Origin of the sequence: Leclercia sp. LSNIH3 (assembly GCF_002935105.1) — a bacterium.
Classification (GTDB): Bacteria; Pseudomonadota; Gammaproteobacteria; order Enterobacterales; family Enterobacteriaceae; genus Enterobacter; species Enterobacter adecarboxylatus.
The window spans coordinates 3436239-3450085 of record NZ_CP026387.1 but is presented as its reverse complement, the minus strand read 5'-3'; the positions used below and the strand labels follow the sequence as shown (position 1 = coordinate 3450085).

The window sequence follows — 13847 nt, the reverse complement described above, 5'->3', positions numbered from 1 at the left end:
GGTTGTCTCAGATTCTGAGTATGATAGGGTATGGCCGGTTAATTATATTCACTGGTAAATATATCGACGTAAATAAATAACGGGACATTCTTTATTGCATGGCAATTAAATTAGAAGTTAAGAATCTTTATAAAGTATTTGGCGAGCACCCGCAGCGCGCATTCAAATATATTGAAAAAGGACTTTCAAAAGAACATATTCTGGAAAAAACCGGGCTGTCGCTTGGCGTTAAAGACGCCAGTCTGGCCATTGAAGAAGGCGAGATTTTTGTCATCATGGGGTTATCCGGTTCGGGTAAATCCACTATGGTTCGCCTTCTCAATCGCCTGATTGAACCCACCCGCGGACAGGTGCTGATAGATGGCGTGGATATCGCCAAAATATCGGACGCCGAGCTTCGCGAGGTGCGCAGAAAAAAGATCGCGATGGTGTTCCAGTCGTTCGCTTTGATGCCGCATATGACGGTGTTAAATAACACCGCCTTCGGTATGGAATTAGCCGGTGTACCGGCCAGTGAGCGTCAGGAAAAAGCGCTGGATGCCCTGCGTCAGGTCGGGCTGGAAAATTATGCCCACGCCTACCCGGATGAACTTTCTGGTGGGATGCGTCAGCGCGTGGGATTAGCCCGCGCATTAGCGATCAATCCCGATATATTATTAATGGACGAAGCTTTTTCGGCGCTCGACCCGTTAATTCGTACCGAGATGCAGGACGAGCTGGTAAAACTGCAATCGCGGCATCAGCGCACTATTGTCTTTATTTCCCATGATCTTGATGAAGCCATGCGAATTGGCGACCGCATTGCCATTATGCAAAACGGCGAAGTGGTGCAGGTGGGAACCCCGGATGAAATTCTGAATAATCCGGCGAACGATTACGTGCGCACCTTCTTCCGTGGCGTGGATATTAGTCAGGTATTTAGCGCCAAAGATATTGCCCGCCGCACGCCGAACGGCATTATCCGCAGAACCCCAGGCTTCGGCCCACGCTCGGCGCTGAAGCTGTTGCAGGATGAAGACCGCGAATACGGCTATCTGGTTGAACGCGGTAATAAATTTGTTGGTGTTGTCTCCATCGATTCCCTGAAAACCGCCCTTGGCGAAAACCAGGGTATCGATGCGGCGTTGATTGACGCTCCACTTGCCGTGGACGCCGAAACGCCGCTCAGCGAGTTGCTCTCTCATGTCGGCCAGGCGCCTTGCGCGGTGCCGGTAGTCGGAGAAGAACAACAGTACGTCGGCATCATCTCAAAACGGATGCTGCTGCAGGCTTTAGATCGCGAGGGGGCAAACAATGGCTGATCAATCTAACCCGTGGGGCACCACAGACGCCGCTGACAACGCGGCACAATCCGCTGATGCGTGGGGTTCCACCCCGGCTACGCCAGCACCTGGCGCTGACAGCGCGGCACAATCCGCTGACGCATGGGGTTCTTCCCCGGCTGCGCCAGCACCCACCGATGGCGGCACGGCTGACTGGCTGACCAGCGCCCCGGCACCGGAACCTGAGCATTTCAACATTATGGATCCGTTCCATAAGACGCTGATCCCGCTCGACCGCTGGGTTACCGAAGGGATCGACTGGGTGGTGACCCACTTCCGTCCGGTTTTCCAGGGCATTCGTGTGCCGGTGGATTACATCCTTAACGGCTTCCAGCAGCTGATGCTGGGCATGCCAGCGCCCGTGGCTATCGTGCTGTTCTCGCTGATTGCCTGGCAGTTTGGCAGCGCGGGGATGGGCGTGGCGACGCTGATCTCGCTGATCCTGATCGGCGCGATCGGTGCCTGGTCGCAGGCGATGATCACCCTGGCGCTGGTGCTGACCGCCCTGCTCTTCTGCGTGGTGATCGGCCTGCCGATGGGGATCTGGCTGGCGCGCAGCCCGCGGGCGGCCAAAATTATCCGGCCGCTGCTGGATGCGATGCAGACTACCCCGGCGTTTGTCTATCTGGTGCCGATTGTGATGCTGTTTGGCATCGGCAACGTGCCGGGCGTGGTGGTGACCATTATCTTCGCCCTGCCGCCTATTGTGCGTCTGACCATTCTGGGGATTAACCAGGTACCCGCCGATCTGATTGAAGCCTCGCGCTCGTTTGGTGCCAGCCCGCGTCAGATGCTGTTTAAGGTTCAGCTCCCGCTGGCGATGCCGACCATTATGGCCGGTGTGAACCAGACCCTGATGCTGGCCCTGTCGATGGTGGTGATCGCCTCGATGATCGCTGTGGGCGGTCTTGGCCAGATGGTTCTGCGCGGCATTGGCCGTCTCGATATGGGGCTGGCCACCGTGGGCGGCGTGGGGATCGTGATCCTCGCCATCATTCTTGACCGCCTGACCCAGGCTGTCGGTCGTGATTCACGCAGTCGCGGCAACCGTCGCTGGTATACCACCGGCCCTGTCGGGTTAATCACCCGTTTTTTCCCTAAATAATTCGGGTTGCAGGAAGGCGGCCAGAGAGCGAATCCCCGGGCACACAGATCACGCTGTGGCTGGGGTAAGCGATCAAAGCCAACGCACCTGCAACGTAAATGATGACGGGTACATTTCTAAAATAAGGAACAACGATGCGACATAGCGTAATTTTTGCCACAGCGTTTGCCACCTTTGTCTCTACCGGCACATTCGCCGCTGAACTGCCTGGCAAAGGCATTACCGTGCAACCGGTACAGAGCACCATCTCCGAAGAGTCGTTCCAGACCGGGCTGGTTAGCCGGGCGCTGGAGAAGCTGGGTTATACCGTCAATAAGCCCAGCGAAGTGGATTACAACGTGGGCTATACCTCGATTGCCTCCGGCGACGCCACCTTTACTGCCGTGAACTGGCAGCCGCTGCATGACGATATGTACGCCGCGGCGGGCGGTGATAAGAAATTCTACCGTGAAGGGACATTCGTTTCCGGTGCGGCACAGGGTTATCTGATCGACAAGAAAACTGCGGATCAGTACCACATCACCAATATCGAACAGCTGAAAGATCCCAAGATTGCCAAACTGTTTGATACCAATGGTGACGGCAAAGCCGACATGATGGGCTGTTCCCCGGGCTGGGGCTGTGAGGCGGTGATTAACCACCAGAACAAAGCCTTCGATCTGGCCAAAACCGTGGATGTTAGCCACGGCAACTACTCGGCGATGATGGCCGATACCATTGCCCGCTTTAAGGAAGGCAAGCCGGTCATCTATTACACCTGGACGCCGTACTGGGTCAGCGACGTGCTGAAGCCAGGTAAAGATGTGGTGTGGCTGCAGGTGCCGTTCTCCTCTCTGCCGGGCGAGCAGAAGGATATCGACACCAAACTGCCGAACGGCATGAACTATGGCTTCCCGGTTAACACCATGCACATCGTTGCGAACAAAGCCTGGGCTGAGAAAAACCCAGCCGCAGCGAAGCTGTTCTCGGTAATGAAGCTGCCGCTGGCGGATATCAACGCCCAGAACGCGATGATGCATGCGGGCAAATCGTCTGAGGCCGATGTTCAGGGTCACGTTGATGGCTGGATCAAAGCCCACCAGCAGCAGTTTGATGCGTGGGTAAATGAGGCGCTTGCAGCGCAGAAGTAAGTGCGCGCGGTTTCCCCTCACCCTAACCCTCTCCCCTGAGGGGAGAGGGAACCTGATTACCCTCCCCCCTTTGGGGAGAGGGTATCTGAGCATCTTCTAACCTCTGAAGGGAGAGGGAATCTGAACACCTTTTATCCTCTGAAGAGAGAGAACCTGAATACCTTCTCTCCTTTGAATGGAGAGGGAGCCTGAACACCTTCTCTCCTCTGAAAGAAAGACCGGAATGAGGGGGAAGCCCAAACCGCACAATCCATCACTCACCAGTTCTCCTCCTTTCTTATTCATCCGTTATTATGTTTTCTGAAAAAATAATCACTCAACTAATGATTTCAAAAACCTAATGACAAAATCGACTCAGGGGCTTAGCCCCGCACTTATTCTTCTGATGTCCGTGGCAACCGGTCTGGCGGTCGCCAGTAACTATTACGCCCAGCCGCTACTGGAAACCATCGCGCGTAACTTTTCACTGTCAGCCAGCTCGGCCGGTTTTATCGTTACCGCCGCGCAGCTGGGGTATGCCGTTGGTCTGCTGTTCCTCGTCCCGCTGGGGGATATGTTTGAACGCCGGGCCATGATTGTTTCCATGACCCTGCTGGCCGCTGGCGGGATGTTGATCACCGCCTCCAGCCAGTCGCTGGCGATGATGATCTTCGGCACCGCCCTGACCGGCCTGTTCTCGGTAGTGGCGCAGATCCTGGTGCCGCTCGCGGCCACTCTCGCCTCGCCGGAAAAACGCGGCAAAGTGGTCGGCACCATTATGAGCGGCCTGTTGCTGGGGATTTTGCTGGCACGTACCGTTGCAGGTCTGCTGGCGGGCATCGGCGGCTGGCGCACCGTGTACTGGGTGGCGTCGGTGCTGATGGTGGTGATGGCCCTCGCCCTGTGGCGCGGCCTGCCGAAGGTGAAATCCGAAACCCACCTCAACTACCCTCAGCTGCTGGGGTCCGTTTTTAGCCTGTTCACGCACGATAAACTGCTGCGTACCCGGGCGCTGCTGGGTTGTTTTACCTTCGCCAACTTCAGCATCCTCTGGACCTCAATGGCCTTTCTGCTGGCCGCTCCGCCGTTTAACTATTCCGAAGGGATGATTGGCCTGTTCGGCCTGGCGGGCGCAGCCGGGGCGCTGGGCGCACGTCCGGCGGGGGGGCTGGCGGATAAGGGCAAGTCGCACATTACCACGACCGCCAGTCTGGTCCTGCTGCTGCTCTCCTGGGCGGCGATCTGGTACGGGCATGTCTCGGTGCTGGCGCTGATTGTCGGCATTCTGGTGCTGGACCTCACCGTACAGGGGGTGCATATCACCAACCAGACCGTGATTTACCGCGTCAAGCCGGAGGCCCGTAACCGCCTGACGGCGGGCTACATGACCAGCTACTTCATCGGCGGTGCCGCCGGGTCGCTCATCTCGGCCTCAGCGTGGCAGCATGCTGGCTGGGCGGGCGTATGTGCAGTTGGGGCAGTTATGGCTATCCTTAATCTGCTGGTCTGGTGGCGCGGCTACCATCGTCAGGACGCTATTCAATAAGGTTTACATAAGTTTGGGGTTTCTTAGGGTGTTAAGGAACCCCTCAGTCTGTTATGGTGACTGGAATCATTTATTCTGGAAATTTTTATGTGGGTAATATATTAGAATACCGCATGAATAACTTACGCCCGAAGACCCATCCCCGTTTTGCCAGTGCTCCCTCCTCTTTTCTGTGCTTACCGGGTCACGGATCTACCCGGCTCTTGATGACGGTGAAATTTGTCTGATGGATTTTAGTCGCACAAATAATTCATTTACATTATTTGTCACTGTCGTTACTATATCGGCTGTAATTAATGAGGTTATGCCCAAATGGATAGTTCGTTTACGCCCATTGAACAAATGCTTAAGTTTCGCGCCAGTCGCTACGCAGATTTCCCTTATCAGGAGATCCTGTTAACCCGTCTCTGCATGCACATGCAGGGCAAGCTGCTGGAAAATCGCAATAAGATGCTGAAAGCTCAAGGGATTAACGAGACGTTGTTTATGGCGTTGATTACGCTGGAGTCTCAGGAGAATCACAGCATCCAGCCTTCCGAGCTGAGTTGCGCCCTGGGTTCGTCTCGTACCAATGCAACCCGTATTGCCGATGAGCTGGAAAAACGCGGCTGGATTGAACGCCGTGAAAGCGATAACGACCGCCGTTGTCTGCATCTGCAACTGACCGAGAAAGGTCATGAATTCCTGCGTGAGGTGCTTCCACCTCAGCACAACTGCCTGCATCAACTCTGGTCGTCTTTAAGTGGTACCGAGAAAGAGCAGCTCGAGCATATCACCCGCAAGCTTCTCACCCGTCTTGACCAGATGGATGAAGATGGCGCCGTTCTTGAGGCGCTGCGCTAACGCGACGACACGCTCCAAAAATCCAGATTCATAAGAAAACCGACAGGCCAGCACATCACAGTGCTGGCCTTTCTGATAACAGGTCGGCTCAGCCGATGTGAAATAATAAGATCGTGGAGAAAATCATGAGCGCAAATGCGGAGAACACAACCCCGCAGCAACCGGTCAACAAGAAGAAAGGCAAACGCAAGCGCGCCCTTCTGCTGCTGACCTTGCTCTTTATTATCATTGCCGTGGCATATGGGATCTATTGGTTTTTAGTACTGCGTCATACTGAAGAGACGGATGATGCGTACGTGGCAGGGAACCAGGTTCAGATTATGGCGCAGGTGTCGGGCAGCGTGACGAAAGTCTGGGCTGACAATACCGACTTTGTGCAAAAAGGCGACGTGCTGGTCACGCTGGATCCGACCGACGCCCAGCAGGCGTTTGAAAAAGCACAGACCGAGCTGGCCTCGAGCGTGCGTCAGACCCGTCAGCTGATGATCAACAGCAAACAGCTGCAGGCCAGCATCAATGTGCAGAAGACCGCCCTCGCCCAGGCGCAGACCGATTTCAATCGTCGTGTTCCACTCGGTAACGCTAACCTGATTGGCCGTGAAGAGTTGCAACACGCCCGTGACGCGGTTGCCAGCGCGCAGGCCCAACTGGATGTCTCTGTTCAGCAATATAACGCTAACCAGGCGATGGTGCTGGATACGACCCTCGATCAACAACCTGCGGTGAAACAGGCGGCGACGGAAGTGCGCAATGCCTGGCTGGCGCTGCAGCGAACCAAAATTGTCAGCCCGATGACCGGCTACGTTTCCCGTCGCTCGGTGCAGCCTGGCGCGCAGATTAGCTCCTCAACCCCGCTGATGGCGGTCGTGCCCGCGACCAACCTGTGGGTGGATGCTAACTTCAAAGAGACGCAGCTGGCGCATATGCGTATCGGCCAGAGCGCAACGATCGTCAGCGATATCTACGGCGACGAGGTGAAATACACCGGTAAAGTTGTCGGGCTGGATATGGGTACCGGCAGCGCCTTCTCCCTGCTGCCTGCGCAGAACGCCACCGGAAACTGGATCAAAGTGGTACAGCGTCTGCCGGTGCGTATCGAGCTGGATGAGAAACAGCTGGCGGATCATCCGCTGCGTATTGGCCTCTCCACGCTGGTCACGGTCGATACCGCGAACCGCGACGGTCAGATGCTGGCGAACCAGGCCCGTTCTAACCCGGCTTACGAAAGTAATGCCCGCGAGATCAGCCTTGAGCCTGTGAATAAGCTGATCGATGAGATCGTGAAGGCGAACGCCGGTTAATCCAAAGGTGAGCGTTATGCAACAGCAAAAACCGCACAAACCGTTGGAAGGCGCGCAACTGGTCATCATGACCATTGCGCTGTCGCTGGCGACCTTCATGCAGGTGCTGGACTCCACCATCGCCAACGTGGCGATCCCGACCATCGCCGGGAACCTTGGCTCCTCCCTGAGCCAGGGGACATGGGTAATCACCTCGTTCGGGGTGGCGAATGCGATCTCCATTCCGATCACCGGCTGGCTGGCAAAGCGCGTCGGGGAAGTGAAGCTGTTCCTCTGGTCCACCACCGCCTTTGTCATCGCCTCCTGGGCGTGCGGGGTGTCCAGCAGCCTGACCATGCTGATCTTCTTCCGCGTGATTCAGGGGATTGTTGCCGGGCCGCTGATCCCGCTGTCGCAAAGTCTGCTCCTCAACAACTATCCGCCAGCCAAACGGTCTATCGCGCTGGCGCTGTGGTCGATGACGGTGATTGTCGCCCCGATCTGCGGCCCGATTCTGGGCGGCTATATCAGCGATAACTATCACTGGGGCTGGATCTTCTTTATCAACGTGCCGATTGGCGCAGTGGTGGTATTGCTGACCCTGCAATCGCTGCGTGGCCGCGAAACCCGCACCGAGCAACGGCGTATTGATGGCGTGGGGCTGGCACTGCTGGTGCTGGGCATCGGCAGTCTACAGATCATGCTCGACCGCGGGAAAGAGCTGGACTGGTTCGCCTCGCAGGAGATCATCGTCTTGACGGTCGTGGCGGTGGTGGCGCTAAGCTTCCTGATTGTCTGGGAGCTGACGGATGATAACCCGATAGTCGATCTGTCGTTGTTTAAGTCGCGTAACTTCACCATAGGCTGCTTGTGTATCAGCCTTGCCTACATGCTCTACTTCGGCGCGATTGTTCTGCTGCCGCAGCTGTTGCAGGAGGTATATGGCTACACTGCCACCTGGGCGGGGCTGGCGTCAGCACCGGTCGGGGTGATCCCGGTCCTGCTGTCACCGATTATCGGCCGTTTCGCCCATAAGCTCGATATGCGTCGGCTGGTGACCTTCAGCTTCATTATGTATGCGGTGTGCTTCTACTGGCGTGCCTATACCTTTGAGCCGGGCATGGACTTTGGTGCCTCCGCGTGGCCGCAGTTCATTCAGGGCTTTGCGGTGGCGTGCTTCTTTATGCCTCTGACCACCATCACCCTCTCCGGCCTGCCGCCGGAACGGATGGCGGCGGCTTCCAGTCTGTCGAACTTTATGCGTACGCTGGCGGGTTCTATCGGTACGTCGATGACCACCACCATGTGGACTAACCGCGAGTCGTTGCACCATGCGCAGCTGACAGAATCGGTGAACGTGTTCAATCCGCAGGCGCAGGAGGTCTACAGCCAGTTGCAGGGGATGGGTATGTCCGAGCAGCAGGCTTCAGGCTGGATAGCGCAGCAGATCACCGCTCAGGGGCTGATAATCTCCGCCAATGAGATCTTCTGGCTATCGGCTGGGGTGTTCATTGTGCTACTGGGGCTGATCTGGTTCGCCAAACCGCCGTTTGGGGCGGGTGGCGGAGGCGGAGGCGCGCACTGAGTCGCCTGCCTGAAAACAAAAACGGATCTGCATGCAGATCCGTTTTTTTATGCTCGCGATTCCCGCAACTGCCTTGTGGCTAGATGTGCAGTTCCTGCAGTTTATCTTTTGGCAGCGCCAGCTCTTCGTTGCTGTTAACGCGAACGTCACGCTCAAGAATATGACGTGCAATCTCCTGGGCTTCTTCCAGGGAGTGCATCTGGTATGTGCCACACTGGTAAACGTTCAGTTCCGGGATCTGGTTCTGCTCTTTGACCTTCAGCACGTCGGCCATCGCTGCTTTCCAGGCATCGGCAACACGCGTCTCTTCCGGCACACCAATCAGGCTCATATAAAAGCCGGTGCGGCAGCCCATCGGCGAGATATCGATGATCTCAACGCCATTCCCGTTCAGGTGATCGCGCATGAAACCTGCAAACAGGTGCTCCAGGGTATGGATGCCTTTCTCTGGCATGACTTCCTGGTTCGGTACGCAGAAACGCAGGTCGAATACAGTGATCGTGTCGCCGTGCGGGGTATGCATGGTCTTCGCAACGCGTACAGCAGGTGCTTCCATACGGGTATGGTCGACAGTAAAGCTATCTAATAACGGCATACGTCACCTCCGATAGTGATTTTTTTATAAAAAAATGAACTCTTCTGTTCAACGCGAGTCTGACTATATGAAAGACGCGCATTTGTTATCATCATCCCTGTTCTTCAGAGATGTTATTTTGGCCACAGCGATGTGGCCTTTTTCTTTTCTGTCAGGCCTGTTTCGCCAGAAACGCTTCAAACGACTCAGTATCCGCCGCTTCAATCTCACTCTGACGCACCACGGACGCATCGCGCTCCGCAGCAAACTCGGCTTCGCTTAATACTTCCAGCGGCTCCTGTCGCAGCATATCCCGATACTCCGCCGAAAGCGCACGACCGGTGCCGCCAATCCCCTGATCGATCATCGAACGCAGAATACGCGCCGAGAACGTCAGCTCAGGGTTATCAAAGCTTTCGACCAGTTGGTCACACACCTGCTGATACGCTTCGCCACCGTACACGCTGTCCAGCGTTTGGGCGACACGTTTAAGGTCGCGGAACAGATCTTTACCCACCTGCTGTAACGGGAACTGCGCCGTTTGACACCCGATGCCCAGCGTCAGGCCAGGCTTGCGCCCTTCGAGGATGACCCGGTTCCAGTTGGTGCGGGTGCAGAGCAGTTCGTCAGCGCTCATCTCCGGCGCATCGGCCAGTACGCACCAGACCATAAACAGATCGAGGAAGCGTACCTGCTGCTCATCCACACCAATCGGTGAGAACGGGTTGATATCCAGAGAACGCACTTCGATGTACTCAATACCGCCGCGTTGCAGAGCGTCTGACGGTGTCTCGCCGCTGCGGGTGACACGTTTTGGCCGGATCGGCGCGTACAGTTCGTTTTCGATCTGCAATACGTTGGTGTTGATTTGCAGGCGTTTACCGTCTTTCACAAGTCCGATGTCGCTGTACGCTTCCGATGGCGTTTTGATCGCCCGCTTCAATCCTGCCACATACTCGTGCAAGTCGTTAAACGTAATTCCGAGATTTCTTTGCGACTTATTGGTATATCCCAGGTCGCTGAGACGCAGAGAGGTGGCGTACGGCAGGTAATACATACCGCAGTCAGTCTTCTCAAACGGCAGCGTGGTGGGTTTGCCCTGCAGGAAAGAGGAGCAAATCGCCGGCGATGCGCCGAACAGATATGGGATGACCCAGCCAAAGCGATAGTAGTTACGGATCAGGCGGAAATAGCCTGCAGAGATGGCCTCTTTGTCCGTCTCGCCGCACTTCGCCTGCCAGAATGCCATCGGCAGCGAGAAGTTATAATGCACCCCAGAGATGGTCTGCATCAGTGCGCCATAGCGGTTCTTCAGCCCTTCACGATAGAGGGTTTTCAGACGACCAACGTTAGAGGTGCCATACTGCGCCAGTTCGATGTCCTGGCCCTGTTCGATATAGCAAGGCATGCTGAGCGGCCACATACGTTCATCGCCCAGATTGCGGGCGCTGTGGCGGTGAATATCTCGCATAACCTTCAGCATGTGGTCAATATCGCCATCAACTGGCGTAATGAACTCAAGCAGCGCTTCAGCGAAATCAGTAGTGATCCACTTATGGGTCAGCGCGGAACCCAACGCCTGTGGATGGCCCGTCGTTGCAAGACTGCCATCCGCGTTTACGCGCAGCGTTTCGCGCTCAAGACCACGCTGAATACCCTTCAGAGCCTGAGGGTGGTTTTCCAGCCAGGCCAGTGCCTGTGATACGTCCGGGATCAATTCGACCTCCCGCCTGTCAAAATCATTTTATTTAGCATAATTGTAATGGTTCATGGTCACAAACAGTCCAATTAGTGCCACCACGTCATGCCCTGCATCGTCACCACTGCCACGAGAACGTAGCGCAGCGCCTTGCCCAGGCATAAAAAAAAGAGCACAGGCCCCCAGGAGATGCGCATCCATCCCGCCAGCAGGCACAGTAAATCACCGATTACCGGCATCCAGCTTAATAACAGCGTGGCAGCGCCATAGCGTTTTAGCCAGCCGACTGCCTTTTCCTGCCAGCGCGACGTTTTGCGTAGCGGAAAGAATCGCCCAAGAATAACGTTAGTCAGCCCTCCAAAGCTATTACCCATTGTTGCTATTAACACAAGCAACCAGGGCTGACTTACGCCGGACAATAGCATCGCCACCAGTACCACTTCCGAATTTCCCGGCAGGAGCGTGGCGCTTAAAAAACTGCTGGCGAATAATGAGGACAGTGACAGCAAGTCACTCACAGTAAGCGAACGTCCACTGCGTCCATGCCGGCAGCGTGCGCCGCCTGAATACCGAAGTCGGCATCTTCAAACACGACGCACCTGGCAGCGGGGACACCCATCAGCTCTGCACACAGCAGGAAGGTGTCCGGGGCGGGCTTGTGATTTTTAACATGATCGGCCGCGACAACCGCAGAAAAGTAGCGGCGCAGGCCAAGGTGGTTGAGTAATGCCTCTGCGATCGCGCTCTCACTGCCCGTCCCGACCGACATTGGCCGACGTCCGTGCCACTCTTTTACCACCTCGATTAATGGCAAAGGGCGCACGGTATCTAACAGCATCGCTTTTACCGCATCGGTTTTTTCACGCGCGAGCAGATGGGGGTCGAAATCGGCCTGATTCAGTTCAATCACGGCCTGCGCAATACGCCAGGTAGGCGATCCGTTGAGGGCAATCATGGCCTGTAAGTCGAAACGCATTCCGTAACGGCCGAGGACATCAGCCCAGGCTTTACGATGCGTTGGCTCGGTGTCCAGGATGGTGCCATCCATATCGAAGATCAAACCGTCATACTGTGCGTACATCGTGCTCTCGCAAAAGGATTACAAAGCATTACTTTATCGTAAATGATGGTTTTTGTCGCTGACAGAGAAGGTGATTGCTTACGGAACGTCGAAGGAATAAACAATGAGGAAGAAGATGGTGCATCCGGGAGGATTACTCGGCTGCGCCTTGCCCTGCGGGTCGTTGCTAAAGCAACGCTATTCTCCCTGGTGCTCGCGATTATCTCGCAGAACATGAAACAACAGTTTATCTGCTATCTCGGAGAAGATGGTGCATCCGGGAGGATTCGAACCTCCGACCGCTCGGTTCGTAGCCGAGTACTCTATCCAGCTGAGCTACGGATGCATCGGGATTTACTGCTGTACTACTCGATACTCAGTATTGCTTCATAAGCAACACAAAGTAAAAGATGGTGCATCCGGGAGGATTACTCGGCTGCGCCTCGCCCTACGGGTCGTTGCTAAAGCAACGCTATCCTCCCTGGTGCTCGCGATTATCTCGCAGAGCATGAAACAACAGTCTGGCTGCTATCTCGGAGAATATGGTGCATCCGGGAGGATTCGAACCTCCGACCGCTCGGTTCGTAGCCGAGTACTCTATCCAGCTGAGCTACGGATGCATCGGGATTTACTGCTGTACTACTCGATACTCAGTATTGCTTCATAAGCAACACAAAGTAAAAGATGGTGCATCCGGGAGGATTCGAACCTCCGACCGCTCGGTTCGTAGCCGAGTACTCTATCCAGCTGAGCTACGGATGCATCAGGATTTACTACTGTACTACTCGATACTCATATCACTTCGAAAGCAATATGAAGTAATAGATGGTGCATCCGGGAGTATTACTCGGCTGCGCCTCGCCCTACGGGTCGTTGCTAAAGCAACGCTATCCTCCCTGGTGCTCGCGATTATCTCGCATAGCATGAAACAACAGTTTAGCTGCTATCTCGGAGAAGATGGTGCATCCGGGAGGATTCGAACCTCCGACCGCTCGGTTCGTAGCCGAGTACTCTATCCAGCTGAGCTACGGATGCAAAATGGCGGTGAGGCGGGGATTCGAACCCCGGATGCAGCTTTTGACCGCATACTCCCTTAGCAGGGGAGCGCCTTCAGCCTCTCGGCCACCTCACCACACAACGCCTCTTTCGAGTGCTTCGAGTAACTCGTTAAGAGCTTCTCGTCGCTGCGTGGCGCATATATTACTTTCTGGGACTTATAAGTCAAACAATTTTCCACAAGCTTTTATCGTTTGCACAAATCGCAGGCAATTCGCATGTAAAAGCCGCAAGAAGGGTGTTTTATAAGCACATTTTACTGGCCAGCTGGCAGTTATGTGGGAGTAGAAAGCGTTGTTGTGGAGGTGAAAGCTGATTGCAGAAGGTTAAAAAGAGAGCAATTGAAATCGAACGGTAACTTTTGACAAGGAATATATCGGGAGGGTTGCGTCTCGCCAGACAGCGAGACGCGATAATATCAGTAACTGGACTGCTGGGATTTTTCAGCCTGGATACGCTGGTAGATCTCTTCACGATGAACAGAGACTTCTTTAGGGGCGTTCACACCAATACGTACCTGGTTGCCCTTTACCCCTAAAACTGTCACGGTGACCTCATCCCCAATCATGAGGGTCTCACCAACTCGACGAGTCAGAATCAGCATTCTTTGCTCCTTGAAAGATTAAAAGAGTCGGGTCTCTTGTATCCCGGCATTATCCATCATATAA

Annotated in this window: 12 protein-coding genes and 5 tRNA genes; 7 read left to right on the top strand and 10 right to left on the bottom strand. The window is 55.2% G+C overall.

The window, feature by feature from the left end:
* The first annotated feature begins 98 nt into the window (after positions 1–98).
* The 7 genes from proV to emrB all read left to right on the top strand — a co-directional run bounded on the left by proV (position 99) and on the right by emrB (position 8790).
* Positions 99–1301, top strand: a complete 1203-nt coding sequence (gene proV / locus C3F35_RS16780; RefSeq protein ID WP_032613556.1) for a glycine betaine/L-proline ABC transporter ATP-binding protein ProV — start codon at positions 99–101, stop codon at positions 1299–1301.
* The gene (gene proW, locus C3F35_RS16775) at positions 1294–2427 is read left to right on the top strand and encodes a glycine betaine/L-proline ABC transporter permease ProW (protein ID WP_032613558.1); all 1134 of its coding nucleotides are present in this window, start codon (positions 1294–1296) and stop codon (positions 2425–2427) included. The genes proV and proW overlap by 8 nt, the downstream gene beginning before the upstream one ends.
* 134 nt (positions 2428–2561) lie before the next feature.
* Entirely contained in the window at positions 2562–3557 is a 996-nt protein-coding gene (gene proX / locus C3F35_RS16770) for a glycine betaine/L-proline ABC transporter substrate-binding protein ProX (RefSeq protein ID WP_077226157.1), read from the top strand.
* Between the two features lie 340 nt (positions 3558–3897).
* Positions 3898–5082 carry an MFS transporter gene (locus tag C3F35_RS16765; RefSeq protein WP_032613562.1) on the top strand — a complete coding sequence of 395 codons (1185 nt, stop codon included), beginning with the start codon at positions 3898–3900 and terminating at the stop codon, positions 5080–5082.
* A gap of 312 nt (positions 5083–5394) precedes the next feature.
* The gene (mprA, locus tag C3F35_RS16760) at positions 5395–5925 is read left to right on the top strand and encodes a transcriptional repressor MprA (RefSeq protein WP_032613564.1); all 531 of its coding nucleotides are present in this window, start codon (positions 5395–5397) and stop codon (positions 5923–5925) included.
* A gap of 125 nt (positions 5926–6050) precedes the next feature.
* Complete coding sequence (gene emrA / locus C3F35_RS16755) at positions 6051–7226, top strand: multidrug efflux MFS transporter periplasmic adaptor subunit EmrA (RefSeq protein WP_032613565.1); 1176 nt, start codon at positions 6051–6053, stop codon at positions 7224–7226.
* Between the two features lie 16 nt (positions 7227–7242).
* Entirely contained in the window at positions 7243–8790 is a 1548-nt protein-coding gene (gene emrB, locus C3F35_RS16750) for a multidrug efflux MFS transporter permease subunit EmrB (RefSeq protein ID WP_032613566.1), read from the top strand.
* Between the two features lie 79 nt (positions 8791–8869).
* Here emrB and luxS read toward each other — a convergent pair whose 3' ends face one another.
* The 10 genes from luxS to csrA all read right to left on the bottom strand — a co-directional run bounded on the left by luxS (position 8870) and on the right by csrA (position 13783).
* The gene (gene luxS / locus C3F35_RS16745) at positions 8870–9385 is read right to left on the bottom strand and encodes an S-ribosylhomocysteine lyase (RefSeq protein WP_032613568.1); all 516 of its coding nucleotides are present in this window, start codon (positions 9383–9385) and stop codon (positions 8870–8872) included.
* A gap of 151 nt (positions 9386–9536) precedes the next feature.
* On the bottom strand, positions 9537–11081 hold the full coding sequence (gene gshA, locus C3F35_RS16740; protein ID WP_103792543.1) for a glutamate--cysteine ligase: 1545 nt from the start codon (positions 11079–11081) through the stop codon (positions 9537–9539).
* Between the two features lie 71 nt (positions 11082–11152).
* Entirely contained in the window at positions 11153–11581 is a 429-nt protein-coding gene (locus C3F35_RS16735; RefSeq protein ID WP_032613573.1) for a YqaA family protein, read from the bottom strand.
* Entirely contained in the window at positions 11578–12144 is a 567-nt protein-coding gene (yqaB, locus tag C3F35_RS16730) for a fructose-1-phosphate/6-phosphogluconate phosphatase (RefSeq protein ID WP_103792544.1), read from the bottom strand. Before yqaB ends, C3F35_RS16735 begins: the two co-directional genes overlap by 4 nt.
* 248 nt (positions 12145–12392) lie before the next feature.
* A tRNA-Arg gene (locus C3F35_RS16725) sits at positions 12393–12469 on the bottom strand.
* A gap of 197 nt (positions 12470–12666) precedes the next feature.
* Positions 12667–12743, bottom strand: a tRNA-Arg gene (locus C3F35_RS16720).
* 65 nt (positions 12744–12808) lie between these two features.
* Positions 12809–12885 (bottom strand) — tRNA-Arg (locus tag C3F35_RS16715).
* A 196-nt stretch (positions 12886–13081) separates the two neighbouring features.
* Positions 13082–13158: transfer RNA gene (locus tag C3F35_RS16710), tRNA-Arg, on the bottom strand.
* Between the two features lie 4 nt (positions 13159–13162).
* A tRNA-Ser gene (locus C3F35_RS16705) sits at positions 13163–13255 on the bottom strand.
* Positions 13256–13597: 342 nt separating this feature from the next.
* Positions 13598–13783: a carbon storage regulator CsrA gene (csrA, locus tag C3F35_RS16700; protein ID WP_000906486.1), complete on the bottom strand. Its 186-nt coding sequence runs from the start codon at positions 13781–13783 to the stop codon at positions 13598–13600.
* Between the last annotated feature and the right edge of the window lie 64 nt (positions 13784–13847).